At 67.3% G+C, this 23,476-nt stretch carries 22 protein-coding genes; 13 read left to right on the forward strand and 9 right to left on the reverse strand.

Annotated elements, in window-relative coordinates; translation table 11 throughout:
- Positions 1-388: 388 nt before the first annotated feature.
- On the reverse strand, positions 389-3,118 hold the full coding sequence (locus tag JKJ07_RS36910) for a DNRLRE domain-containing protein (protein ID WP_202996611.1): 2,730 nt from the start codon (positions 3,116-3,118) through the stop codon (positions 389-391).
- Positions 3,119-4,264: 1,146 nt separating this feature from the next.
- Between JKJ07_RS36910 and JKJ07_RS36915 the strand changes: the two genes are divergently transcribed.
- The 3 genes from JKJ07_RS36915 (at position 4,265) to JKJ07_RS36925 (ending at position 6,541) form a co-directional block, all read left to right on the forward strand.
- Positions 4,265-4,663, forward strand: coding sequence for a VOC family protein (locus JKJ07_RS36915; RefSeq protein ID WP_202996612.1), 399 nt, complete (start codon positions 4,265-4,267; stop codon positions 4,661-4,663).
- 92 nt (positions 4,664-4,755) lie between these two features.
- The gene (locus JKJ07_RS36920; RefSeq protein ID WP_202996613.1) at positions 4,756-5,781 is read left to right on the forward strand and encodes a hypothetical protein; all 1,026 of its coding nucleotides are present in this window, start codon (positions 4,756-4,758) and stop codon (positions 5,779-5,781) included.
- 118 nt (positions 5,782-5,899) lie between these two features.
- Positions 5,900-6,541 carry a hypothetical protein gene (locus JKJ07_RS36925; protein ID WP_202996614.1) on the forward strand — a complete coding sequence of 214 codons (642 nt, stop codon included), beginning with the start codon at positions 5,900-5,902 and terminating at the stop codon, positions 6,539-6,541.
- On the opposite strand, the gene JKJ07_RS36930 is transcribed toward JKJ07_RS36925, so the two are convergent.
- The 3 genes from JKJ07_RS36930 to JKJ07_RS36940 form a co-directional block, all read right to left on the reverse strand.
- A complete protein-coding gene (locus JKJ07_RS36930; protein WP_202996615.1) occupies positions 6,538-7,041 on the reverse strand; it encodes a cupin domain-containing protein in 504 nt (167 codons plus the stop codon). The two genes, JKJ07_RS36925 and JKJ07_RS36930, sit on opposite strands and share 4 nt — an antisense overlap.
- Positions 7,042-7,145: 104 nt before the next feature.
- Positions 7,146-8,090: an S-adenosylmethionine:tRNA ribosyltransferase-isomerase gene (locus tag JKJ07_RS36935; RefSeq protein ID WP_202996616.1), complete on the reverse strand. Its 945-nt coding sequence runs from the start codon at positions 8,088-8,090 to the stop codon at positions 7,146-7,148.
- Positions 8,087-8,758, reverse strand: coding sequence for an SDR family NAD(P)-dependent oxidoreductase (locus JKJ07_RS36940; protein ID WP_236030505.1), 672 nt, complete (start codon positions 8,756-8,758; stop codon positions 8,087-8,089). The genes JKJ07_RS36935 and JKJ07_RS36940 overlap by 4 nt, the downstream gene beginning before the upstream one ends.
- A gap of 123 nt (positions 8,759-8,881) precedes the next feature.
- Between JKJ07_RS36940 and JKJ07_RS36945 the strand changes: the two genes are divergently transcribed.
- Together JKJ07_RS36945 and JKJ07_RS36950 are read left to right on the forward strand one after the other, a co-directional pair.
- Complete coding sequence (locus tag JKJ07_RS36945; protein ID WP_202996617.1) at positions 8,882-9,985, forward strand: GAF domain-containing sensor histidine kinase; 1,104 nt, start codon at positions 8,882-8,884, stop codon at positions 9,983-9,985.
- Positions 9,978-10,604 carry a response regulator gene (locus JKJ07_RS36950; protein WP_307834596.1) on the forward strand — a complete coding sequence of 209 codons (627 nt, stop codon included), beginning with the start codon at positions 9,978-9,980 and terminating at the stop codon, positions 10,602-10,604. The genes JKJ07_RS36945 and JKJ07_RS36950 overlap by 8 nt, the downstream gene beginning before the upstream one ends.
- Here JKJ07_RS36950 and JKJ07_RS36955 read toward each other — a convergent pair.
- The gene (locus JKJ07_RS36955; RefSeq protein WP_202996618.1) at positions 10,595-11,257 is read right to left on the reverse strand and encodes an SDR family NAD(P)-dependent oxidoreductase; all 663 of its coding nucleotides are present in this window, start codon (positions 11,255-11,257) and stop codon (positions 10,595-10,597) included. The genes JKJ07_RS36950 and JKJ07_RS36955 overlap by 10 nt on opposite strands.
- A gap of 58 nt (positions 11,258-11,315) precedes the next feature.
- Between JKJ07_RS36955 and JKJ07_RS36960 the strand changes: the two genes are divergently transcribed.
- Entirely contained in the window at positions 11,316-12,173 is an 858-nt protein-coding gene (locus JKJ07_RS36960; protein WP_202996619.1) for an MmyB family transcriptional regulator, read from the forward strand.
- Positions 12,137-12,949: a phosphotransferase gene (locus tag JKJ07_RS36965; protein WP_202996620.1), complete on the forward strand. Its 813-nt coding sequence runs from the start codon at positions 12,137-12,139 to the stop codon at positions 12,947-12,949. The genes JKJ07_RS36960 and JKJ07_RS36965 overlap by 37 nt, the downstream gene beginning before the upstream one ends.
- Here the strand turns inward: JKJ07_RS36965 and JKJ07_RS36970 are convergent.
- A complete protein-coding gene (locus JKJ07_RS36970; protein WP_202996621.1) occupies positions 12,942-13,358 on the reverse strand; it encodes an SMI1/KNR4 family protein in 417 nt (138 codons plus the stop codon). The two genes, JKJ07_RS36965 and JKJ07_RS36970, sit on opposite strands and share 8 nt — an antisense overlap.
- A gap of 160 nt (positions 13,359-13,518) precedes the next feature.
- Between JKJ07_RS36970 and JKJ07_RS36975 the strand changes: the two genes are divergently transcribed.
- Positions 13,519-13,947 carry an SMI1/KNR4 family protein gene (locus JKJ07_RS36975; protein ID WP_202996622.1) on the forward strand — a complete coding sequence of 143 codons (429 nt, stop codon included), beginning with the start codon at positions 13,519-13,521 and terminating at the stop codon, positions 13,945-13,947.
- Positions 13,948-13,962: 15 nt separating this feature from the next.
- On the opposite strand, the gene JKJ07_RS36980 is transcribed toward JKJ07_RS36975, so the two are convergent.
- On the reverse strand, positions 13,963-14,511 hold the full coding sequence (locus JKJ07_RS36980; RefSeq protein ID WP_202996623.1) for a hypothetical protein: 549 nt from the start codon (positions 14,509-14,511) through the stop codon (positions 13,963-13,965).
- Between the two features lie 245 nt (positions 14,512-14,756).
- Here JKJ07_RS36980 and JKJ07_RS36985 point away from each other — a divergent pair, with 245 nt between their 5' ends.
- A complete protein-coding gene (locus tag JKJ07_RS36985) occupies positions 14,757-15,053 on the forward strand; it encodes a hypothetical protein (protein WP_202996624.1) in 297 nt (98 codons plus the stop codon).
- A gap of 63 nt (positions 15,054-15,116) precedes the next feature.
- Here the strand turns inward: JKJ07_RS36985 and JKJ07_RS36990 are convergent, their stop codons facing one another.
- Positions 15,117-16,550, reverse strand: coding sequence for an LVIVD repeat-containing protein (locus JKJ07_RS36990; RefSeq protein ID WP_202996625.1), 1,434 nt, complete (start codon positions 16,548-16,550; stop codon positions 15,117-15,119).
- A gap of 143 nt (positions 16,551-16,693) precedes the next feature.
- Here JKJ07_RS36990 and JKJ07_RS36995 point away from each other — a divergent pair, with 143 nt between their 5' ends.
- The 4 genes from JKJ07_RS36995 to JKJ07_RS37010 all read left to right on the forward strand — a co-directional run bounded on the left by JKJ07_RS36995 (position 16,694) and on the right by JKJ07_RS37010 (position 22,209).
- The gene (locus tag JKJ07_RS36995; protein ID WP_307834597.1) at positions 16,694-17,356 is read left to right on the forward strand and encodes a DUF305 domain-containing protein; all 663 of its coding nucleotides are present in this window, start codon (positions 16,694-16,696) and stop codon (positions 17,354-17,356) included.
- 9 nt (positions 17,357-17,365) lie between these two features.
- On the forward strand, positions 17,366-18,478 hold the full coding sequence (locus JKJ07_RS37000; RefSeq protein ID WP_202996626.1) for an NAD(P)H-dependent flavin oxidoreductase: 1,113 nt from the start codon (positions 17,366-17,368) through the stop codon (positions 18,476-18,478).
- Positions 18,479-19,987, forward strand: coding sequence for a TLP1 C-terminal extension domain-containing protein (locus JKJ07_RS37005; protein WP_202996627.1), 1,509 nt, complete (start codon positions 18,479-18,481; stop codon positions 19,985-19,987).
- 146 nt (positions 19,988-20,133) lie between these two features.
- Positions 20,134-22,209, forward strand: a complete 2,076-nt coding sequence (locus tag JKJ07_RS37010; RefSeq protein ID WP_202996628.1) for an MMPL family transporter — start codon at positions 20,134-20,136, stop codon at positions 22,207-22,209.
- Here the strand turns inward: JKJ07_RS37010 and eno are convergent.
- Positions 22,206-23,468 carry a phosphopyruvate hydratase gene (gene eno, locus JKJ07_RS37015; protein WP_202996629.1) on the reverse strand — a complete coding sequence of 421 codons (1,263 nt, stop codon included), beginning with the start codon at positions 23,466-23,468 and terminating at the stop codon, positions 22,206-22,208. The genes JKJ07_RS37010 and eno overlap by 4 nt on opposite strands.
- Positions 23,469-23,476 lie beyond the last annotated feature (8 nt).

The following is a 23,476-nucleotide window of genomic DNA, read 5'->3' on the forward strand; positions in this document are numbered from 1 at the left end:
GGATCCCTAGCTCGAGCAGAAACGACGGGCCTATTTCCCCACCTGCGGCGTCAACTAGAACGGACTGGGACAACACCGTGGGGCTCAATTACGAAAATCAATTCCTCAGGTTGGCGAACAGCGATGGCTTCATCCAAATGTTCATAAAACAGCCACCACCCACGTTCTCGTATGATCGTCTTCTTCTTTCCGAAGGCGCGGACTGCAGCAGCGGCATCCGCGTCTATGGTCGAACTGAGCTCGTCAGGCGTCGTGTACAAAGTCAGCGGGGGGACGAAGGTCTCGTCACCCCACCTTCTGATGAGAACGCCATCAATAGAGCGCTCCAGCTGACCTGAGCCGGCGAACCGATCCAGGAGTTCGTCGATTGAATCCACTGCACCGCCAGTCACTTAGTTTTGCGCTTATTCGTAGGTAGCGCGGTGATGATGTTCTTGGACTGGTGAGCGACGCTGACGAAACCGTACATAACCTTAACCGTCTTCCCAGTCTTTTTGTCAATCAAGTACAGAGAGCATGTAAATCCCCAAGTATTGTTGTCGGCACGGTAGAAGCTGGTTTCTGGGAACCATAGGGTATTCCAGATTCCCCAATCTGCCGCGTCTCGCCAATTCCGACCAACAAAATTTGAGATGTATTGCCAGTCGGCCAGATGCCTGTCCTTAATGTGACGATATCCCCATTTTCGGTCCCCGCATTTCAGGCGCGATATTCCGCCACCGAAATTATATACACCTGAGCGGTCGTAAGACCTGACGACCTTCTGATCATCTGTGAACATGCCGCAGGCCGCCCAGACAATGGGGGGCCAAGGCTGGGTTGTATTTATGCTGGAAGCTGATACCCCAGCGTTCGGGTTTGAGACAGTTCCACCCGTTTCTGAAACGATATCTGAGTCGATGTTCGCTGATTGCTCGACGACCGTGTTCATCTCAATCGAGAAGTCCGAGTTCGGTTCCCCTAACTCAGATAGCGCTTGCTCATCTTCTGCGTCGCTGCTTGGTGTCGGAGCGTTTTCTGGCGATCCAACATTGAAAGTATATATAGTTGTTGGTGATTCATTTCCGGCTCGATCTAGGGAGCGAACATAGAGTGCGTGAGGTCCGTCGGCGGCGGGCGCGATGTTGACGTTCGCGGTGCCACCGAGGCTCGAGGCCGCGACTCGAGTGCGCGGATCGTCATCATCCAATCCGTAAACGTAAGCGGCAATATCAGATATTCCGCCGGCTGCGAAGCTGAAGCTTCCCGCCAACCCTGCGCTGCCGTTCCATCCGCTTTCGGGGTAAGCCATAGATATTACCGGTGGGGCAGTTGCTGGGGCGGAGGTATCGACCGTGAACTCGCAGGGGTCTGACCATGGTCCCCAGACAGTCGAATCGAAGGCCCGGGCACGCCAAGAATACGTGCCCCCATTCACAAGAGAACTCGCTGGAACTCGCGCTCCAAAGTAAGTCCCTGGCGCTTGTCCAGGCAAAGGCGTTGCGCTGCCGATGCGGGATCCAGAGCTGCTGTTCCATTCAATCTCTGGGCGTACTGATGTCCCATCGATGTCGTCCACCTTGACACGGAGGACCGGAGTCGCCGTGTTGATGTACGGTCGACTGGAGCCGACCGTACACATGGCGGCAGGCGAAGTATCTCTGCCGCCGATAGTAGGAAAGGCGGTATAGCTGATTGAGACGTACGGGTTGTTACTCAATTCCTTGTAAGATCGCAGTCCACTCTCATCCGGAGAGCGCAAGCCATAAGTCAAGTTTCCCCAAGAGCCGTCGGCCGCCGTTTGAACGTGAGATGTCACGTCAAAACTAATACTGGCAGCCGGATTACTGCTATTGCAGCCCGCGAGCGAGGTAACGGTACCCTGCTGAGTAGACCAGGTTGGCTGATTGTTCCATGTAGTGGACCCACCGGCATAGCTAGTCGACCACAGCTCGATCGCGCGCGCTTCGCAGTAGAGAGAGTAATTCTGTTGAACTACGAACCTAGCCTCGTTGATGTGCTTCTTGGCGATTTGAGCCGATCCCGCATCCAGATTGAAGAACGATCTGTACTTATTGTTCGAAATATTTGTCCCGCCCACCTGCGCCGCTCCGGTTGAATTCCAATACGACGTAGTTGGATTGAGCGAATTTACTTTTGTCCAGCTAGACCGAGCGGCCGTAACACCTGGATCGATATAGACTGGATATCTCGTCTTCGGATCTTCCAGCATCCTCCTGTCAGGTGTGACCAACAGCCTTTTTCCAGACAAGAGTGTCTCCATTCTTTTAATTCTGCCGGAAGAGCCTCTATCGGAAAATGGTTGTGTCGAGTTCACAGTCCGCTGCGAGGCATCCCACATTTCTGGAGCGTTACCGGCGAATCGGGGCTTGCCAGTCAAGTCTATCGCGCGCAGATTACCTTCACCGTCGGAGGTTACATTCAAGCCATTTGTGCTTATGGGAAATTCTAGCCTTGAGATCCGGGGATTACTTGCAGCCGCACGATCCTTCACGATTAACACTTGAGAGAAGCCGTCGACGTCAGCTTGCAACCGGACATCAACTCCGGGTAGGACCTCTCGATAGGTTGCAGTGCTGCCGTCAAGGACGGGAACCGGCAAGCCCCCGAGCGGAGACCCTAACCGCATCGTTTTACGGTCCTCAGTGATGGCGACCATTGGCCCTAAACCTCCGCCGGAAAACTCTAAATCGACCGCGGCAGCAATAGGTTTCACCGTGCCGTTCGGCTGTAAAGTGAGCGTAGTATCGACGGGAATCCAATTATCGACGCGCTTTACTCGTACAGGTCTGTAATGATGATCCCATCGCACCTGGCCGTCTGGCAGCGCCACGGCCCAGTCATATTCGTTAGTTCGGGAGGAAATTTCTATCTCTACACCACACCTCCGAGCCATATCTAGCGCCGCCGCTTCCTCAGGTTGAACGTTCGGGCAAGACCATTCATTGTTAGTTGATGGTGATGCGAAGGTTGGCTTTGCGGAAAATTGAACTAGAGTACCCACCGCAGCTATGACAGTAAGGCCGGCAACGATCCTTGAAGGTCGAACTTCGGCAATCATTTGCGGAGGCTTCGGACTTCTTTTCAAACCTTCTTGTGTTCGCATTCCATCTCTCATCCTATAGCTCCAATTGACTAGCTTCTCTACGGGCGGTTGGCAATCTTGGCGAACCCTCAGTGGACGCTTACCTCAGCCGTATCGTGTTCGCGAGCACGAAAAGCTGCGAGTGCCCAACCGAAGCCATGGTTTTGTCCGCTTGAGGATTGCTGGCTAGATTTCTAGCAGTATTATTGAGCACTCTCACAAAGCCTTCGGGCTCGTCCTGTGAGCGATTAGAGTAGTTCGTGGCTACCAAATCTCGGACATCTGATGCGGCTCGCCTTGCCTTTCTATCGACTCCTAAGCCCAGAGCAGAGTTACGCTCCGCCTGAAGTCTAATGCGCATGCTTGCTGCGCCGTTGTGAATTTGCTTCAAGCGGTTGGATTGCAGTTACGCAATAGAATCCGTGATATTTAAGAGGCTACTGTGGCGTTTGCGGCGGAGGGTTCGAATCAGCATGCTCTCCGGCCGCGGCGGCGATTTTTCGAGACTCATGTTCGGTGTCTGCACCAGGTTAGTTACTTGTTTCGCTAAGGTTTAACGTGGTCTCGCTTGTAGTCGAATTAGTCGAGCGTAAAAAGAGCGAGATATGCAACTTGCCGGCCAGTGAATCCGTCACCTTCAAGGATTCCGCTACCGTCAGCTTCGTCTCCTGGACGGCTGTGGCATCCTGCTTCGGGGTGCATCTTCCGGGATGCTTCGATCCTGTCGGTGAGTTCGCCCTATATCAACCACAGGAGTTCCGGCAATCGCTGATGCCTGCGATTGCCGCCGGAAATACGTGTTCGCGATTGGCATGATGTTCATCAGGCATCCTCACCCCCTTAGGAATCTGCAGCTCGGGCGTCTCGAGCATCCGGATCTGCCGCGATCCGTGCTTGCCGGGTCCTTTAGCGGCCCGTTCGACCAAGTGCGCTGATCCGTTGAGACCAGGGCGTTCCTGGCGCCGGGTGACAGCCGCTTCGAATGTGGTCTCGGACTTGACTATCGAGTTTGCTGTGGATGGCGGACAGTAGGCGAGGCGGCGCGCGACGCGCGTGTCGGAGGAGGGGCTTGGCCGGCTTCATGGCGGTCGAGGTGACAGCCGTCATCGGTGCGTTGGCGGTAGTTCGTCGTGGTCGGGCGGTGGAGTAGCGGGTCGGTGGCGGGGGTAACGGGGACTCGTGTCCTTGAACAGGTTTCCGCTGAGAGCGTCGATCGCCGTCTCTGACATTGGGGCTGCGGTGGAGTTTTACGAAGGCAAGCTGGGATTGCAGGCGTTGCAGTCCGGGCCTAGCGCCACCATCGTCGACGGTGGGCGCGTCTATGGCTCGGCGGGCCGGCCGGCGCTGAACGTCTACCAGTCGGCCACGGCCGGTAAGTCGCCGGCGACGCTGGTCACCTGGTATGTCGACGATTTGGATCAGGTCGTCGACGAGCTCACCGCGGCCGGGGTCGAGATCGTTCGCTATGACGGGCTCGAGCATGACGCGAGGGGCATCACCCCGCGCGCCGGCGGCGGCCGCATCGCGTGGTTGCGGGATCCGGACGGCAACATCTTGGCTGTCGAGTCCGACTTCTGACCGGGCTGGTGGCGTGGTCTCGCTCGTCGGTCGTTGAAGTTAGGTGTTCGTTGCCGATGCGGGGCTGGTTCGGCGGTGGGCAGGGTCGGCGTATGGCTTTGAACATTCGTCGTGCTCATCTGGTGGGGAGTTTGCCTGCGGGCGATGCGGCCGAGGCGATGCGGTTCGCGCTCGACCATCTGGGGCCGCACCTGGATCATCTGCCGGACGGGGAGACCGGGGAGCGCCGCCAGTGGATTATGAACGTGCTCGACGGGTTTCGTCGGCATCCCGCGTTGGAGACAGCCAGGGATGGGGACTTCTCCGGGTATGACACGGTGCCGCGCTATCGGGTGCGGCGCGGCGAGCGGCTCTACGGCGCGACGCTGGACCTGGGGATCGCGGCCGCGGCCGAGGTAGCGTTGCCGATCTATCGCGCCGCCCGAGAGGCGGCCGGCAAGCCGTTCCCCACGTTCCAGGTCGGCATTCCCGGCTCACTTGATCTGGCGTTGTTCGCGTTCGGGCCGGGCGGCGTGCTGCGGTACGAGAAGCCGTTCGCCGAGGCCTTGTCGGCCGCCATGCACCAGGTGGCCGGCGCGGACGTCTTGTTCCAGATGGAGATTCCGGCGGAGTTGGTGCTGACCGCGCGGACGCCCAAGCCCGCGCGCAAGGCGATTGCCGGGTGGCTGGCGAGCCGCGTCACGGCGCTCGCGCTCGGGGCTCCGGCGGGTGCCCGGTTCGGCGTACATCTGTGCCTGGGGGATCTTCATCATCGGGCCTTGGGGCGGATGGCTGATGCCGAGCCACTTGTCAGGCTGGCCAATGCGCTGACCCAGCGCTGGCCGGGAACGCGGCCGCTGCAGTATGTGCATGTTCCGCTGGCCGCGGGCGCGGAACCGCCGGTGGTGGATCCGGCGTTCTATCGGCCGCTGAGCGAGTTGCGGCTGCGGGGCGCTCGGTTGGTCGCCGGGTACGCGCACGAGCGGCAGGACCTGCAAGCCCAGTTGCGGATCCGGGGTCACGTCGAGGAGGCGGTCGGCGCGCCGGCCGATGTGTCGACGAGTTGCGGGCTCGGGCGCCGCGACCGGGCCGGTGCCGCCGCGGCTATGGAACGCATCAAGACCCTGGTCGAGGATTGACGATCGCACCCGAGTTGCACCCGGATGGGAGACGACCTGGATCTCAGCGCGGCCCGGGAAAGGCCGAAGAGGCAGGTCGAGCCTGGATCGCGGGCCCACCTCGGGGGAGGAACCACGGATGTCGCACTACGACTACGGCTATGGAACGCCGGCGCCGAAGCGCTCGAAGCTTCCGTACGTCCTGGGCACCGTGGGCGCCCTCATCGTCTTCATGGTGGGCGGCACCGCCGTCGTCGGGATCGCCGCCGGCACGATCGGTGGTCCGGTGATCGAGATCGTGGCGGCGCGTCCCGCCGAGGCCGTGCCCACGACCGCGCCGTCCGCGCCCGCAACCGAGGAGCCCGTCGAAGTCGTGGACGTGAAGGTGAAGGAGCCGGCCGCTACCCCGACTACCACGACGCCGAAGCCCAAGAAGACCACCAAGTACGAGACCTTGACCCGCCGGACCTGGATGAAGATCACCAAGAATCCCGACGCGTACGCCGGCGAGCGCGTGCTCGTCTACGGCCGCGTCGGCCAGTACGACGAGTTCACCGGCCGGGACCGGCTGCTGGCCAACACCAACTACATGCCGTTCCAAAACGCCGCGGCCACCGCCGTCTTCTTCAGCGGCGACGCCAAGCTGCTGGCCGACTACAAGGAGGACGACCTGTTCCTGGCGAAGGCCGTCGTCGTCGGCACCTTCACCTACGACCTCGAGAAGGGCGGCACCGCCACCATCCCCGAGCTGCGCGTCACGTCGATGCAGAAGATCGCCTAGGTGGTCAGCCCGAAGCGCTCGACGATGCCGGGCAGCCACTCCGGGTCGCCGAAGCGCAGGCCGTAGCGCTCCGCGAGGTCGCCGCCCTGACCGGCCGCCGCCGGGCCGGCCGCGATCAGCTCGGCCACCTCGCGGAAGAAGTGCTCGAAGCCGGCCGGGCTGATGATCTCGATCATGCGGGCGGGACTCGTGCCCGCGTTCCACATGGCGTGCAGCTCCCCGCGCGGTTTGACGATGTAGCCACCCGGCCCGAGCACCGCCTCCCGGTTGCCCGAGCGGAAACCGATCTCGCCCTCGGTGACGATCGAGATCTCGTCCTCGCGGGTGTGCAGGTGCGGCGCCACCAGCGCGCCCACCGGGAACGGATGCTCGACGATCGCCAGCGCGCCGCCGGTGTCCTCGCCCCACACCTTGAACTGCACGCCGATGTCGCCGAGTTCTCCTACGCGCCCGCCGCCCGGCTGCACCACGGTCAGCGGCGGGGGTTCCGATGTACTCATGCGACGTGCATACCGTATCGCTTACCTGGCGGTCAGGTGTTTTTGTCCAGGGGCGCCATCCGGCAGAGCGGGTCGATCACCGCGCGGGGCCGGGTCTTTATCGATCAGCGCAGAAGCAAATGGACGTCGCCGAATTCGTGCCATAGGTAGTGTTCGCGGAGGGCCTCGGTGTAGCTTTCGCGCAGGGCGTCCTCGCCGGCGACGGCCGTGAGCATCATCAGGTGTGAGGCTCGTGGCTCGTGCAGGCCGGTGAGCAGGCCGTCGACGACGCGAATCGGGTGGTCCGGCGAGATCACCAGGTCGGTCCAGCCCTCGCCGGTCCCGGTCTCGAGGGCCCGCACCACGGTCGTCCCCACGGCGATCACCCGGCCGCCCGAAGCGCGCACATGCGAGATCAGGCCGGCCGTCGACGGAGGAATCCGGAACCACTCCGGGTAGGGCGGCTCGTCCACCTCGGCCGAGGCCACGCCCGTGTGCAGCGTGATCGGGGCGACCAGCACGCCCTGGCCGGCCAGCGCGGCGAGAACCGCCCCCGTCAACGGCCTCCCCGCGCTGGGCATCTCGGCGCTGCCGGGCACCGTGGCGTACACGTTCTGGTAGGTCTCGATCGGCCAGTCGCGATCCGTGTAGCTGTACCGGATCGCGCGACCGTGCCGGGTCAGATACGACACCCGATCGCCCGGCACGTCGGCCGCGGCCACCCACAGTCGCGACGTGAACGGGCGCAGCAGGGTCAGCGAGCCCTCGGGCACCCGCAGGCGCAGACCCGTACGGGCGATGTCGGTGTCGCGCAACTCGACTAGCCAGGAGCCGTCGGGCTGCGAGGTCGAGACGTGAACCAGTACGCCGTCAAGGGTTTGCAAGGCGGCCGGCAGCGTGCCCGAGTTGTTGACCACGAGCAGGTCACCCGGGTCGAGCAAGTGAGGCAGCTCCGTGAACCGGTGGTGGCTGACCGACGTGCCCCGGCTCACCATCAGCCGTACGCCGTCACGGGGTTCGGCCGGAGTGCGAGCCTCGAGGGCCGGCGGTAAAGAAAACGTCACGGTCATCGGGCCACGTACCTTCCCGACTCCCGCTGCGAGGCGATCAGATCCAAAAAGAACGGAACTACCGTCGAGGGCAGCGGCCGGTCCGAGATGTCCTCCCCGGGGTAGGCCTGCTGCTGCAACCGCGTCCGCAGGTCACCCGGATCCACCGACCACACCCGCAGGTCCGGTTCCTCCTTGGCCAGCACCCGGCTCGCGTGATCCAGCGCGGCCTTCGCGGCGCCATACCCACCCCACCCCTCGTACGCCTCCACGGCCGCGTCCGAGCTGAGGTTGAGCACCGCGCCGCGGGCCGATTGCCGCAGCTGGGGCAGCACGAGCTGGGTCAGCGCGATCGGGGCGAGCACGTTGACCTCGAACGTGTCGAGCAGCGCGGGCAGCGGGAAGTCGCCCAGCGCCGGTGGTGGGCTGCCGCCGAGCGTGGACGCGTTGTTGACCAGCAGGTCGGCCCCGCCGAGTTTGTCCGCGGCCGCCGCCAGCTCGGCCCGGTGCTCGTCGTCGACGACGTCGCCCGCGATCGCCACGACGTTGGACAAGGAGGCCGCGACCAGTTCAAGATCCTTCCCCGTACGGGCGTCGAGAACGAGATTCCACCCGGCGCTCGACAATCCCCGGGCCAGGGCGGCGCCGAGCCCCTGGGAGGCTCCGGTGATCACTGCTGTCTGTGTCATGCCTCGACCCTGCTCGCCGCCACCCCTCGCCGGCCTCGGGCCAGGGTCGCCTTCCCCGCGGGACCTTGGTCCTAGGACCATCGGCTCAGGCCGCCTCGCCGGCCCGCGATTATCGTGGGGCGCGTGGAGCCCCTGCACACCGCGCGCCGGCTGTCGGCGGCCGTGCTGGCGGTGAGCAACCAGCTCACCGTCCCCGAGGTGCTGCAGACGATCGTCGACACCGCCCGCGAGCTGGCCGCGGCCGAGTACGCCGCGCTGGGGGTGCCCGACGACGACGGCTCGTTCGCCCAGTTCCTCGTCTCGGGGGTCTCGGCCGAGCAGCAGGCGGCGATCGGCCCGCTGCCCCGCCAGCACGGTTTCCTGGCCGTGATGCTGACCGAGCCCGTGACCCAGCGCCTCGACGACATCCGGGCCGACCCGCGCTTCGACTGGTGGCCGGCCGCTCATCCGGTGCTCAAGGCGTTCCTGGGCGTGCCGATCACCAGCGGCGACGAGATCCTGGGCGCGCTCTACCTGGCCAACAAGCCGGGCGGTTTCACCGACGAGGACACCGAGCTCGTACGGGTCCTGGCCGCGCACGCCGCGATCGCGCTGACCCACGCCCGCCTGTACGCGCGCAACCGCGAGCTCACGATCGCCGAGGAGCGGGCCCGCATCGCCCACGATCTGCACGACGCGGTGGCCCAGCGGCTGTTCGGGTTGCGCCTCACCGCGCAGGCGGCCGACCTGCTGATCGACCGTGATCCGGCCGCCGCCCGGGCCCGGCTGGCCGAGGTGTCGGCGCTGGCCCGCGAGGCCACGGAGGAGCTGCACGCCGCTGTGCTCGAGCTGCGACCGGCCCGGCTGGCGGAGGACGGCCTGCCCGACGTGCTGCGCAAGCAGGTGCAGATCCTGGACCGCGCGTCCGGCCCTGCGCTGGTCTTCCACGAGGACAACCCGGTGGTGCTGCCCCCGGCTCAGCAGGCGGTGATGCTGCGCGTGGCCCAGGAGGCACTGCACAACGCCGTACGGCACTCGGGCGCGAGCCGGATCGAGGTGCGCCTGGCGGGCACGGTCTTGGAGGTGGCCGACGACGGGACGGGCTTCGACGTCGACGCGACCATCAAGGCGGGCCGCAGCCTGGGTCTGCGCTCGATGCGTGACCGGGCCTGCCAGGTGCGCGGCAAAGCCACGATCACGTCGTCGCCGGGCGGCACGACCGTACGGCTGGAGGTGCCCGGTGCCTGAGATCCGCGTGCTGATCGTCGACGACCATCCCGCCGTACGGCGTGGTCTGCGCACTTTCTTGGAGCTGGCCGGGGACATCACCGTGGCCGGGGAGGCGGCGGACGGCCCGGCGGCCCTCGAGCTGGTTTCCAGCTTGGCACCCGACGTGGTCCTGCTTGACATGGTGCTGCCCGGCCTGGACGGTGTCGCGGTGCTGCAAGAACTGCGCCAACGCGGTCTGCCGGCCAAGGTGCTGGTGGTCACCAGCTTCACCGACCGTTTGCGACCGGCGATGCAGGCGGGCGCCCGCGGCTACCTGTCCAAGGACGTCGACCCGCATGCACTGGTGGCCGCCGTCCGCTCGGTGCACGCCGGCCACCTGCTGCTCGAGCCGGACGTGGCCGCCACCCTGCTCGGCACGCCCGCCGGCGCTCCGGTGCTGACCGCCCGCGAGCGCGACGTGCTGGCCCTGATCGCCGAGGGCCGCTCCAACCGCGAGATCGCGCGGGCCCTGGTCGTGGCCGAGAAGACGGTCAAGACCCACGTGTCCAGCATCCTGATGAAGCTCGGGCTGGCCGACCGCACCCAGGCCGCACTGCACGCCGTACGCTCGGGGCTGGTCGCTGACGATCACCAGTGATGCGGCGTCAGCCCGTCCTGGAAGAACCCGGCCGTGGGTCCGTACGGTCCGAGGGTGGCCAGTTCGACGGCGATCGCGGCCGCCTCCTCGACCGGGCGGCCGACGTTGCCCGACAACTCGGTCGCGGTCAGGCCCGGGTCGGCCGCGTTGACCTTGAACCCGTCGTTGAGCAGCTCCTTGGCCAGCTTGACCGTGAACATGTTGAGGGCCGTCTTCGACGCGCAGTAGCCGGCGTGCCCCACGTTCCAGTTCTCGCTGCGCAGGTCGACGGTCTCGGTCAGCGACCCCAGGCCGCTGCTCATCATCACGATCCGCGGCGCTTCGGAGTGGCGCAACAAAGGCAGAAACGCCTGCGTCACCCGTACGGGACCCAAGAAGTTGATCTCGAAGGTGGCCCGCATGTCGTCGACGGACTCGCCGCTGGGACCCTGCTCGGGCCTGAAGTTGACGCCGGCGTTGTTGATCAGGATGTCCAGTTGCTTGATTGTTTGTGCCGCCTTGTCGACGCTTCCTTGGTCACTGACATCGAGCTGGATCTCGTTCTGCCCGCTTTTGCGGCTTCCCCGCCATACCTTGATGCCGCGCGCTTCGAGCTGCCGCGCGATCTCCGCTCCGATTCCCCGGTTCGCCCCGGTGACAAGTGCCGTAGTCATTCGCCGAGTCTGGTTGCGCGCCCCGGCGGCCGGGTAGGAACGCCAGTACCATTCAGGCGTGCCCGAGCTCGCCGAACTGCTGCGTGCCTGGCGCCTGCGCCTGACCCCCGCCGACGTCGGCCTGCCACCCGGCGCGGGGCGCCGTCTCACGGGCCTGCGCCGCTCCGAGGTGGCCGTGCTGGCCGACCTCTCCACTGATTACGTGGTGCGTCTCGAACAGGGCCGCTCCGACAGCCCGTCCGCCCCCGCCGTGGCCGCCCTGGCCGAGGCGTTGCGGCTCACCCCGCAGGAAAGCGGGCAGCTGCACGCGGCCGCCGGCCTGCCCGCGCCCCGGCCCGCCCGGGTGCCGACCTATGTGCCGCCCGTAGTGCGCGGCCTGCTCGACAACATGCCCGGCGTGGCCGTCGGTGTCTACACGCTGCCCTGGACGATGCTCGCCGCCAACCCGGCCTGGGTCTCGCTGTTCGGCCCGGTCACGCCCGGCAACCTGGTGTACGAGCAGTTCACCGGCACCGCCCCCACCCCGCTCCGCCCGGAGGCCGACACTCGCCGTTTCGAGCGCGCCCTGGTCACCGACGTGCGCGCCGCCCTGCTTCGCTACCCCGACGACCCGTCGCTGCAGGCGCTGATCGCGTCTTTGCGCCGCGAGAGCCCCCGCTTCGACACCATGTGGTCCGAGGGCGTGGTCACCTCCCACCGCAAGGGTCCCAAGACGTCACCTCCCACCGCAAGGGTCCCAAGACGTTTCCCCGGTCCGGGGCCGCCCCGATCACCGTCATGTGCGACACGTTCACGGTCGCCGACGCCGACCTCCAGGTGGTCACCTACACGCCCGCTTAATCGGCTGCCGCGTCGGGCCGGCTCGGCTACGGTACCCCGATGCACGCGGACGCGACCCAAGCCGCCGTTGCGGTAGCCGAATCACTCGGCCTGACCGTGCACGCGGCCGTCACCCTGCACAACTCGAACAAACTCACCCTGCGCCTGCAGCCCTGCGACGTGCTGGCCCGAGTGGCCACGGTGACGGACAAGAGCCCCCAGTTCGAGGTGGACATCGCCCGGCGGCTGGCGGAGGCCGGAAGCCCGGTCGCCACGCTGATCAGCCCCGAGGTCTTCGCCCGCGACGACTACGTGGTCACCCTGTGGACCTACTACGAACCGGCGACCACTCAACCGATCCGACCCGCCGATTACGCCGCAGCGCTCGCGCAGCTGCATGCCGGGATGCGCCAGGTCGACCTGCCGACCCCGCGCTTCACCGACCGCATCGCCGAAGCGCAAGCATTGGTGGCCGACCCCGCCCGCACCCCGAAACTGCCCGACGCCGACCGGACCTTCCTCGCCGCGACGCTCGAACGCCTGGGTCGAGCAGTCAGCAGCAGCGGCCGCCCCGAACAACTCCTGCACGGCGAACCCCACCCAGGCAACCTGCTCGCCACATCGACAGGCCCGCTGTTCATCGACTTCGAGACGTGCTGCCGAGGCCCCCTCGAATTCGACGTGGCCCACGCCCCCGAGGAGGTCGCCGACCACTACCCGGACCTCGACCGCGACCTGCTCCGGGACTGCCGAACCCTCGTGCTGGCGATAATCACGACGTGGCGCTGGGACCGCGACGACCAATTCCCCAACGGCCCCCAACTCGGCATCGAATGGCTGAACGACCTTCGCCAGGCGACCACCGTCAGGTGAGCTTCTTCGATTCGTTGAGCAGCAGCGACTCGAGGAAGCTTTTGAGATCGCTCGCCACCATGTAGTCCAGCTCGCCGTCGTCCATCGCGTCGACGAAGAAGACCGCGCCCGCGTCCAGCACATACGTGTTGCCGTTCCCGTCGCCGGCCACCGGGATCCAGCCGCGCCCGGCCCATTCGGGATGAAACCCCGACACGGCCAGCACCATCTCGACGCCGAACAGACCCCCCGGCCCCGCGACGGATCCGTTGCAGACGCGCAGCCATTGGACGAATTCGCCGGGCAGCGGAAGGTGGCGCAGCCGCTCGATCTCGGCGTCGTCGGCGCCCCGGATCGTCTCGCCCTCCGGCGGCAATGGCACCTGCTTGAGCAGTCGGAGCACGCCGGAGAAGTCGGTCTCAGCGGTCACGCCAGCTCCTCTTCACGAACTCATTGTGAGCGAGACTCGTGAGGTCACCGCGATCGGCACGGGAGGGCCCGCGTACGGACCAGATCCACGAGCACATCTTGGTGCAGAATGACCGGCGTGGCCTCTCTGACGCCGCCGCTGTAGGACAAGGAGCGACACCATGGTGAACTGGGTTGACGGGGCACTCGATGACCCGCGGCCGGCGTCGGACACGGCGGCGCGAGAGGCGCAGGACGAACTCGAGGTCGAGCTGCCTTCGGAATTCCTGGCCGTCGCCAAGGCTCATCAGGGCGCCACTCCGGTTCCCGCCGGGATCGACCTGCCCAACGGTTTCGGCACCGCGGTCGATCACCTGCTGCATTTCGCCGATTCGCCGTTCACCAGCAACATCGTCGCCGCCATCTTTCCCCTGCTCGACGTGCTGGACGAGGGAATCATCCCGTTCGCCGCCGACGTGGGCGGCGACTTCTTCTGCTTCGACTACCGCACGGACGTCAAACACCCGTCGGTCGTCTTCTGGAGCGTGGACTGGGGCGTCGTGCCGCTGGCGCCAGACTTCGCCGGCTTCCTGACCATGCTGCGCCCCTAGGTCGGCCGGCTTAGATCAGGCGAAACGTTCCACGATCACCGGGATCAGCCCGAGGCCCTTGGCGTCCGCGGTCAACTCGTGCAGCAGCGCGCCAACGGCGTCGTCCGCGCCGGTCAGGAGCACCGTGACGTCGAGGGCCCAGGCCACGCCGCCGCCGACTCGGTGCAGGTGCCAGACGAATTCATCGCCCGCCCCGCTTATGAACTGATCGGTGGCGGGCTCACCCGCGAACAGGACGCGATAGACGCGCCGTTCCCGGAAACCGTCCGGCACCGGTTCGTCCCTCAGCCGCAGGACCGGGGCGCCACCGATTGCCACATACTCCCCGGGCAGCTGCCTCTCATCCGGCCACTCCCCCGGGTAGGCCGCCGCGGCCGCGTCTCGATCGACCGGCGTCACCGCGGCCAGCAGCTCCGGGTCGTTCCGCCACTGCGGCCCTGAGATGCCACGCCACTCCCCGTCACGCCACAACGAGCTCCGCAGCCCCACCGTCGTGTGATCGCCCGCGAGCTCGAACGCCTCGACGATCACCCCACCACCCTCGATCAGGTAGTAATCGATCATGGTCTCCTGCTCAAGCTCGAGGACCGGCAGCCCGGCCAAACTCCGCCCGTCAATGTCCTCATGAACACGCGCGACATCCACGAACGAATACCGAACCAGCTCGATATCGGCGAACACACCTTACGCACAGCCTCGAACAACTCTGCTGAGGCCGCCCCCACGGTAGCGGCGTTCACATATTGCCCCGGCCTCCTCCACTTGCAGCACCTTTGGGCCGCCGAACTGATGCATGCGAATAACGGTTGTTGTCACGCGGACTGCCGCTGTTCGACGCGGCTGGGACGCGCTACGTCGACGGACCGGGCGCTTTCCCCTTCGCGGCCGTCGCGCAGCCCACGGCGTACGAGGTCGCCGAGTCCTATCTGCGCGAGGCCGTGCTGACCTACACCTGCCCCGGCCTCCCGAAGGACTGCATGACCGTGCAGGGCGGGTTGACGTGCGGCGCGGAGGCCGAGTCGGTGCAGGCGGGCGGCGGATTCACGCGCGACGACCTGATTCGCTTCGTCGACCAGGCCCTGCTGCTGTGGCCGAGCCGGCCCTGAGGTCGTTCGCGCGCGGGAAGCCGGTGCCCGCCCGGGAAGCCGGGCGGGCACCGGGTCACTGCCTTACCAGCGCAGGAAGTTGTCCTGGGTCTGGGCGTTGAACGTGTCAGTGCGGAAGAACTTGGCGATCGCTGTGCGGTAGTCCTTCAGCTCCAGCACGTCGATGCCCTTGGTGATGTCGTTCGAGTAGATGTAGCCGTTGTACCAGTACGCGGACCAGGAACCGCCGCCCATCAGCTGGGTTGTGGAGAGCGGGCCCCGCTCCCAGAAGGCGATCTCCTTGGGCCGGCGGGAGTCGGTGAAGTCCCACACCGAGACGCCGCCGAGATACCACGCCTGGACCATGATGTCGCGGCCCGGCACCGGGATGAGCGAGCCGTTGTGGGCCACGCAGACCTCGGTGTCCGCGTTGTAGCGCGGGATCTTGAAGTAGCTGCGGAACTCCAGCTTCTTCTTGCCCTTCTTGGTCACGATGTCGTAGATGGCGTCGGCGCCACGGTTCGGGCCGACCTCCTCGTTGCAGGTGGCCGCGCCGCCGCCGCCGAGCTCGTCGGTGAAGACGACCTTGGTGCCGCTGTTGTTGAACGTGGCCGAGTGCCAGAAAGCGAAGTTGACCTCGTCGCGGACCGACGTGATGACTGTCGGCTTCTCGCGGTTCTTGATGTCGAACAGCACGCCGTCGCCCATGCAGGCGCCCGCGGCCAGGTCCTTCTCGGCGTACACGGTGATGTCGTGGCAGCCGGTGGTCTCGATCTGCTCCGGGTTGTCGCTGCCCGGGAAGCCGCCGTCGGGGAACACGACCGGGGTCGCGACCACGGCCGCGGCCGTCGGGTTGCGCAGCGGCACCTTGACGACCGAGATCTTGTCGTGCGGGAGCGCGCAGTTCGGCACGTCCGCGCCGGCCAGGTTGTACGACGACACGTACAGGTAGACGTTCTTGTCGCCGCGCTTGCCGGGCACCAGGGTCTGCGTGTGCGAGCCGCAGTCCGTCTTGACCGACTTCAGATACTTCGGCGTCAGCGGGTTGCTGATGTCGAAGACCTTGATGCCTTCCCAGCGGTCGCCCGGCACCGCGGTCGTCGACGCCGCGTTGTCGCAGGTGTCGTTCGTGCGCTGCGAGTCGGTGCCGAGGAACAGCAGGTTGCCGGTGACGGAGATGTCGTTCTGCGAGCCCGGGCAGAGCACCTGCGCCGCGACCTTCGGCTCCTTCGGCTTGCTCACGTCGTAGACGTAGAAGCCGTTGTAGTTTCCACCGTATGCGTACTTGCCCTGGAACGCCCAGTCCGTGTTGGTGCCCGTGAGCGGGCCGGACTTGTCCAGGTGGGCGACCTGCTTGAGGTTCGGGCTGCTGACGATCTCGTCGACGCCCGGAATGGTGCCCGGATCGGCGGGTGCCGCGCTGCTCGCCGGGGCCGTCATCAGACCGACGACCAGCGTGGCCGCGCTGATCGCGGCCAGGCGCTTCAGCATCCGCCCTCGTGGGACAGTGTGCTTCATGGGGCTCCCTTCCATTGACGCATCCCCCGCGGTGTGAAGGTGAGCGCGCAACGATGCGTATTCATCTTTGTCGCTACAGTAGTGGCCGGATCGCGTTCCGGGAACATACCGACTGATCTATATAGGAGGTGCCGGTGGGCCGGGTGAGGACATCGACGCTCGTGGCGGCCTCAGTGGTCGTGGCGGGAGCGGTCACCGTGGCGGTCGCGGCCCGGATGGGGTCCGACGAGTCCGCGGCGGCGCCCCGGCCGAGCGTGAGCGCGCCTCCGCCGCAGCGTGTGGTGCTTCCGGGCGGCCCCGGCGACGAGGCCGTGGTCAGCGACACCGACCAGGTCAAGGCGCCCGACGGGTCCACCTTCAACGGCATCGACACCACCTTCGTCCAGATGATGATCGCGCATCACGAGCAGGCCATCACGATGGCAAATCTGGCGCCCGCCCGCGCCCGGAACGAGAAACTGGCCGCGCTGGCCGAGCGGATCAGCGCCGCCCAGCCCTTCGAGATCAACTTTCTCAAGGGGTGGCTGAAGGAGCGTGGGCTGCCCGAGAACGACCCGAGCCACAACCACGCCACGATGCCGGGCATGCAGACCGAGGCCGACCTGGCCGCGCTGACCGCCGCCCAGGGGGCCGCCTTCGACACCAAGTTCGCGGCCATGATGACCGCCCACCACCGCGGCGCCCTGCAGATGGCGGGCGACGTGATCAAGGGCGGCAGCGACGAGAAGCTGCGTGAGGTGGCCAACGAGATGGCCGTCGAACAGGGCAGCGAGATCCGGCGCCTGCGGCAAGTGACCGGCGGGTAACGTGTCGGCATGCGTACGGCTCTGACCGAACTGCTCGGCGTCGAGCACCCCATCGTCGGATTCAACCGATCGCCGGCCGTCGTCGCCGCGGTCACCAACGCGGGCGGGTTCGGCGTGCTCGCCGCCTCCGTCTACGGCGCCGAGGAGCTCGACGCCCAGCTCACCTGGATCGAGGAGCAGGTCGGCGGGAAGCCGTACGGCGTGGATCTGCTCGTCCCCGAGAAGTTCGTGCCCGGCGACCCGGCCGACCTGGTGGCCAGCATGCGGGCCCAGATCCCCGAGGAGCATCTGGCGTTCGTGCGCGGGCTGCTCGAGAAGTACGACATCCCGCCCGCCCCCACCGTCGACCACCAGCACGTCGCCGCGTCGCTGACCACGCCGGGCGCGGTCGCGCTGCTCGACGTCGCGTTCAAGCACCGCATCTCGCTGATCGCCAGCGCGCTCGGCGCCCCGCCGCCCGAGCTGGTGGCGCGGGCTAAGGCCCAGGGCATCGTCACGGCCGCGCTGGTCGGGCAGGGCCGGCACGCCGAACGGCAGCTCGCGGCCGGGGTCGACGTGCTGGTCGCGCAGGGCACCGAGGCCGGCGGGCACACCGGCACGATCGCCACGATGGTGCTCACGCCCGAGATCGTCGACATCGCCGGTGACCGTCCGGTGCTGGCGGCCGGGGGCATCGCGGACGGCCGGCAGATGGCCGCGGCCCTGGCGCTCGGTGCGGCCGGGGTGTGGTGCGGCTCGGTCTGGCTGTCCAGCGCGGAGGATGTCGCGGTGGCGGCCATCAAAAACAAGTTCCTCGCCGCGAGCAGTGCCGACACGTTGCGCTCCCCCACCCGTACGGGCAAACCGGCGCGACAGCTGCGAACGGCTTGGCACGACGAGTGGGACGCGGCGGGCAGCCCGAAGCCGTTGCCGCTGCCCCTGCAGCCCATGCTGGTCGACGACGCGTGGCAGCGGATCGACGCCGCCGCCGAGGCCGGGCACGAGGGCGCGCTCAAGCTCGAGTCGTTCTTCGTCGGGCAGGTCGTCGGGTCGTTCCGCGACATCCGGCCCGCGGGCGAGATCACCCGGCAGATGGCGGCCGACTGCGAGCAGCGCATCCGTGAGCTGGCGGGGCGTCTCTAAATGACCATTCCTTCCCGTACGCCGGTGCTGGTCGGAGTGGGTGAGGTGAGTGAGCGCCTCGGCGAGCCGGGTTATCGGCGGCGCTCGCCCGTCGACCTGGCCGCCGACGCCGCCCGTGAGGCGCTGCGGGACGCCGGAATCGACGCGTCCACGGTGGACACCGTGGCCGGCGTGCCGCAGTTCGAGATCTCCCTGCCCTGGGCCACTCCCCTGCTCGGCGCGTCGGACAACTTCCCGCGCTCGGTGGCCGGCCGGCTCGGTGCCGATCCGCGGCGCGCAGTGCTCGAGACCGGCGGCGGTCAGGCCCCGCAGCGGCTGGTCAACGAGTTCGCCGCCACCATCGCGGCCGGCGACGCCGATGTGGTGCTGTTGTTCGGTTCCGAGGCCATTTCGACGATCACGGCATTGGCCGGGTCGGACGATCGCCCGGATTTCACGGAGAGCCCCGGCGGCTCCCTCGAAGCGCGCGGCTCCGGGCTCGACGGCATCGTGTCGATGCATCACGTGGCGCACGGGCTGTCCGACACGCCGTCGCAGTATTCGCTCATCGACAACGCGCGCCGGGCCCGGCTGAAAATGTCGCGGGCCGAATACGCGTCGGCCATCGGACGGCTTTTCGAGCCGTTCACGGCGGTGGCCGCGGCCAATCCGCATGCGGCCGCCCCGGTTATCCGTGACGCCGCCGAGCTGATGACCCCGACCAGCGCCAACCGCCCGATCGCCGACCCGTACACGCGTTTGGTGGTGGCGCGGGAGAAGGTGAATCAGGGTGCCGCGGTCGTGCTGATGTCGGCCGAGGCGGCGCGGCGGCACGGCGTACGGGAAGAGCAGTGGATTTATCTGGCCGGGCACGCCGACCTCGACGAGCGCACGATGGTGGAAAGGGCCGACTACGGCAACTCCCCCGCGGCGGTGCGGGCCGCGCAGCACGCGCTCGAAATAGCCGGCATCACGTCGGCAGAACTGTCCACGATCGACCTCTACAGTTGTTTCGCCGCGCCCGTGTTCATCGTGGCCGAGGCGTTGGGCCTGGCCACGGACGACCCGCGCGGGCTGACGGCGACCGGTGGGCTGCCGTTCTTCGGCGGGCCGGGCAACAACTATTCGATGCACGCGATCGCCTCGGTCGTCCGGCAATTGCGCGCGGCGCCCGGCACCTACGGCTTCGTCGGGGCCAACGGCGGCATCATGAGCAAGCATTCCACGGGCACTTACACCACGATCCCGTACGAGTTCAAGCCGTCGGACAGCGAGCGGATCCAGGCCGATCTGGACGCCGTTCCCGCGCCGGAGGAAGCGATCACCGCCGACGGTCAGGGCGTCGTGGAGACGTACGCGGTCAAGCATCTGCGCGCCGGCGAACGAGAGGGAATAGTGCTCGGCCGCCTCGACGACGGCCGCCGTTTCGTGGCCCGCGCCAACGCCGTCCTCGACCTGCTGACCGACGGCGAACCGGTCGGCGAACGCGTCACCGTGCGCTCCTCACCGGACGGGAACGTCATCGCGTAGCTGAGCCTCAGCGGGCTCTCGGACGCGGTTCCGCAGACTCATCGGCGTCAAGAAAGTGCGCTTGCAACGGGCTTTAGGCCGATCGCAAGTGGGTCGCAAGCGGGGCACGTGAGGGTTTCCTCCGAAACACTACGGAGGAGAAACTCATGTCCCGCTTGCTCGGCCGGCTCGGAGGCGCGGCCGCCGCCCACCCCTGGCGAACCATCGGCGCCTGGCTGCTTGTTCTGGTTGCGCTCACCGGGGTGTCCGTCGCTTTCGGTGGTACGCCGCAGGACGACTACAACGTGCCCGGCACCGAGTCGCAGGCCGGAACCGAATTCCTGCGCGAGCACATGCCGCAGCTGTCGGGGACCGAGGCCCGGGTGGTCGTGCACTCGGACCGGCCGATCGACCCGGCCGCGCTCGACACGCTGAACGCCCGGCTCGTGCAAGTCGAAGGGGCCGCCGTCGTCGCGCCGCCGCGGATGTCGGCCGACGGGGACACGGCGCTCGTCGTGGTGCAGTACGACGTCCCGGTCACCGACTTCCACGGCACCGAGGGTGTCGACGCGCTGAAGCGGGCCATCGGACCGCTCGTCGAGCAGGGCCTGCAGGTCGAACTGGGCGGGCAGGTGGCCGAGAACGTACAGGCGCCCAGCGGCACGGCCGAGCTCGCCGGCATCGTCGCGGCGCTGCTGATCCTGGCGTTCGCGCTGCGCTCGGTGGTCGCGGCCGGGCTGCCGATCGGGGTCGCCGTGGCCGGGCTCGCGGCCGGCGCGGCCTGCGTCGCGCTGCTGGCCCGGGTGACCGACGTCAGCGGGATCGCGCCGACGATCGCCACCATGGTCGGGCTGGGCGTCGGCATCGACTACGCGCTGCTGCTGGTCGCCCGGCACGTCGAGGGGCTGCGGGCCGGGCTGTCCCCGGTGGCGGCGGCCGCCCACGCGAACGCCACGGCCGGTCAGTCGGTGGTGATGGCCGGGCTGACCGTGCTCGTGTCGCTGTTCGGGCTCAAGCTGTCGACCCTGCCCGCGTACTCGTCGTTCGGGTACGCCACGTTCTTCGCGGTCACGTCGGTGATGGCGGCGGCGCTCACTCTGGTGCCGGCGCTGTGCGGGCTGGCCGGCGGGCGGGTCCTCCCGCGATCGCGACGGCCGGTCGATGTCTCGCTCGCCGAGCGCTCCGGCCGCGCGCACAAAGCCACCATGACCGCCCGCTGGGCCGCGCGGGTGTGCCGTCGCCCGGTGCTCGCCACGGTCGGGGCGCTGCTGGTGCTGGCCGTGCTGGCGGCGCCGATGCTGGGCATGCGCACCTGGCCTCAGGACGCGGGCAGCCAGCCCGAATCGAACACCACCCGGCAGGCGTACGACCTGGTGGCCGCGGAATTCGGGCCGGGCGCGAACGGTCCGCTGGTGCTGGCCGTGGACCGCACCCGCGCGCCCGACCTGGGGGCGGTGACCTCCGCCGTACGGGCTGAACCGGGTGTGGCGGCCGTGGCCCAGCCGATCGTCGAGGGCGACGCCGCCGTGATCCTGGTCGAGCCGGCGACCGGCCCGCAGGACGAGGCGACCACCGAGTTGCTGCACCGACTGCGCGACGACGTGCTGCCCGACGGGGTGCTGGTGACGGGCCTGGTGGCGGTGTTCGCGGACATCTCCGACCGGCTCGCCGAACGCTTGTGGATCGTGGTGGTGTTCGTCGTCGCCCTCTCCCTGGTGCTGCTGACCGTGCTGTTCCGCGCCCCGGTCGTGGCGGTGAAGGCGGCCGCCATGAACCTGCTCTCGGTCGGGGCCGCGTACGGGATGCTGACGTTGATCTTCCAGAACGACGGCACCGCCCGGCTGGTCGGGCTGCCGCACGCGGTCGCGGTGTCCAGCTGGGTGCCGGTGCTGCTGTTCACCGTACTGTTCGGCCTGTCGATGGACTACGAGGTGTTCCTGCTCTCCCGCGTCCGCGAGGACTGGCTGCGCACCGGCGACGCCCACGGCAGCGTGATCCGCGGCCTCGCCGCCAGCGGCCGGGTCATCACCAGCGCGGCCGCCATCATGGTCGCGGTCTTCACGGGTTTCGCCCTCGACCCCGACGTCACCGTCAAAATGATCGGTCTCGGCATGGCCACCGCGGTCCTCGTCGACGCCACCGTCATCCGCCTGATCCTGGTCCCCGCCACAATGACCCTGCTCGGCCGCCACAACTGGTGGACACCCCGCCTCCGCTCGCGCACGCACGAGCTGGTCGGCTAGCTACCGGCGTAGCGGGCCTGGTTGCCCAGTTCTTCCTCGATGCGGATGAGCTGGTTGTATTTGGCGGTGCGGTCGGAGCGGGACAGCGAACCTGTCTTGATCTGGCCGCAGCCCAGGCCCACGGCCAGGTCGGCGATCGTCGTGTCCTCGGTCTCGCCGGAGCGGTGGGAGATGACGACCTGGTAGCCGGCCTTGTGGGCGGTGTCGACCGTACGCAGGGTCTCGGTCAGCGTGCCGATCTGGTTGACCTTGACCAGGATCGCGTTGGCGTAGCCGCCCTCGACGCCGTCGAGCAGCCGGTCGGCGTCGGTGCAGAAGACGTCGTCGCCGACCAGTTGCAGGGCGGGGGCGGCGGCCGCGGTGAGCTTCTTCCAGCCGGTGATGTCGTTCTCGGCCATCGGGTCCTCGATCGACGTGATGGGGTAGCGCGCGGCCAGGTCGAGCAGATAGGCGATGTGCTCGTCGACAGACCGATCAACCCCTTCCCCGCCGTACGAGTAAAGGCCGTCCCGGAAGAACTCGGAGCTCGCGGGGTCGAGGCAGATCGTGATGTCCGTGCCGGGGCGGTAACCCGTCTCCTCGATGGCCCGCACGACGAATTCCAGAGCCTGGTCGGCAGTGGCGAAGGTCGGGGCGAAGCCGCCCTCGTCGCCGACGTTGACGCTGTGCCCGGCCGCGGCCAGCGAGCGGCGCAGCGTGTGAAAGACCTCCGACCCCATCCGTACGGCCTCGAAGAAGCTCGCCGCCCCGACCGGCGCGATCATGAACTCCTGGAAGTCGAGCGGGTTGTCGGCGTGGGCGCCCCCGTTGACGATGTTCATCATGGGCACCGGCAGCAGGCGGGCGCCGACCCCACCGACGTACCGGAAAAGGGGTTGATCGTGCGCCACGGCGGCGGCCTTGACGGTGGCCAGCGAGACCCCGAGCAGCGCGTTGGCCCCGAGGCGGCCCTTTTCCTTGGTGCCGTCGAGCGCGATCATCGTCTCGTCGACGCGGGCCTGATCCTCGGCGTCGAGCCCGGCCACCGCGTCCGCGATCTCCCCGTTCACCGCGGCGACGGCCTTGCTCACCCCCTTGCCGTGAAAGCGGGCCGGATCCCCGTCACGCAACTCGACCGCCTCGGCGGCCCCGGTGGACGCCCCGGACGGCACCGCGGCCCGCCCCCGCGACCCGTCGACGAGCGTCACATCAACCTCGACACTCGGATTCCCCCGGCTGTCAAGAATCTGCCGCCCGATCACCCGGCTGATGGCCGTCATGGTCGTGC

This window comes from Paractinoplanes lichenicola (assembly GCF_016785085.1).
Lineage (GTDB): Bacteria > Actinomycetota > Actinomycetes > Mycobacteriales > Micromonosporaceae > Actinoplanes > Actinoplanes lichenicola.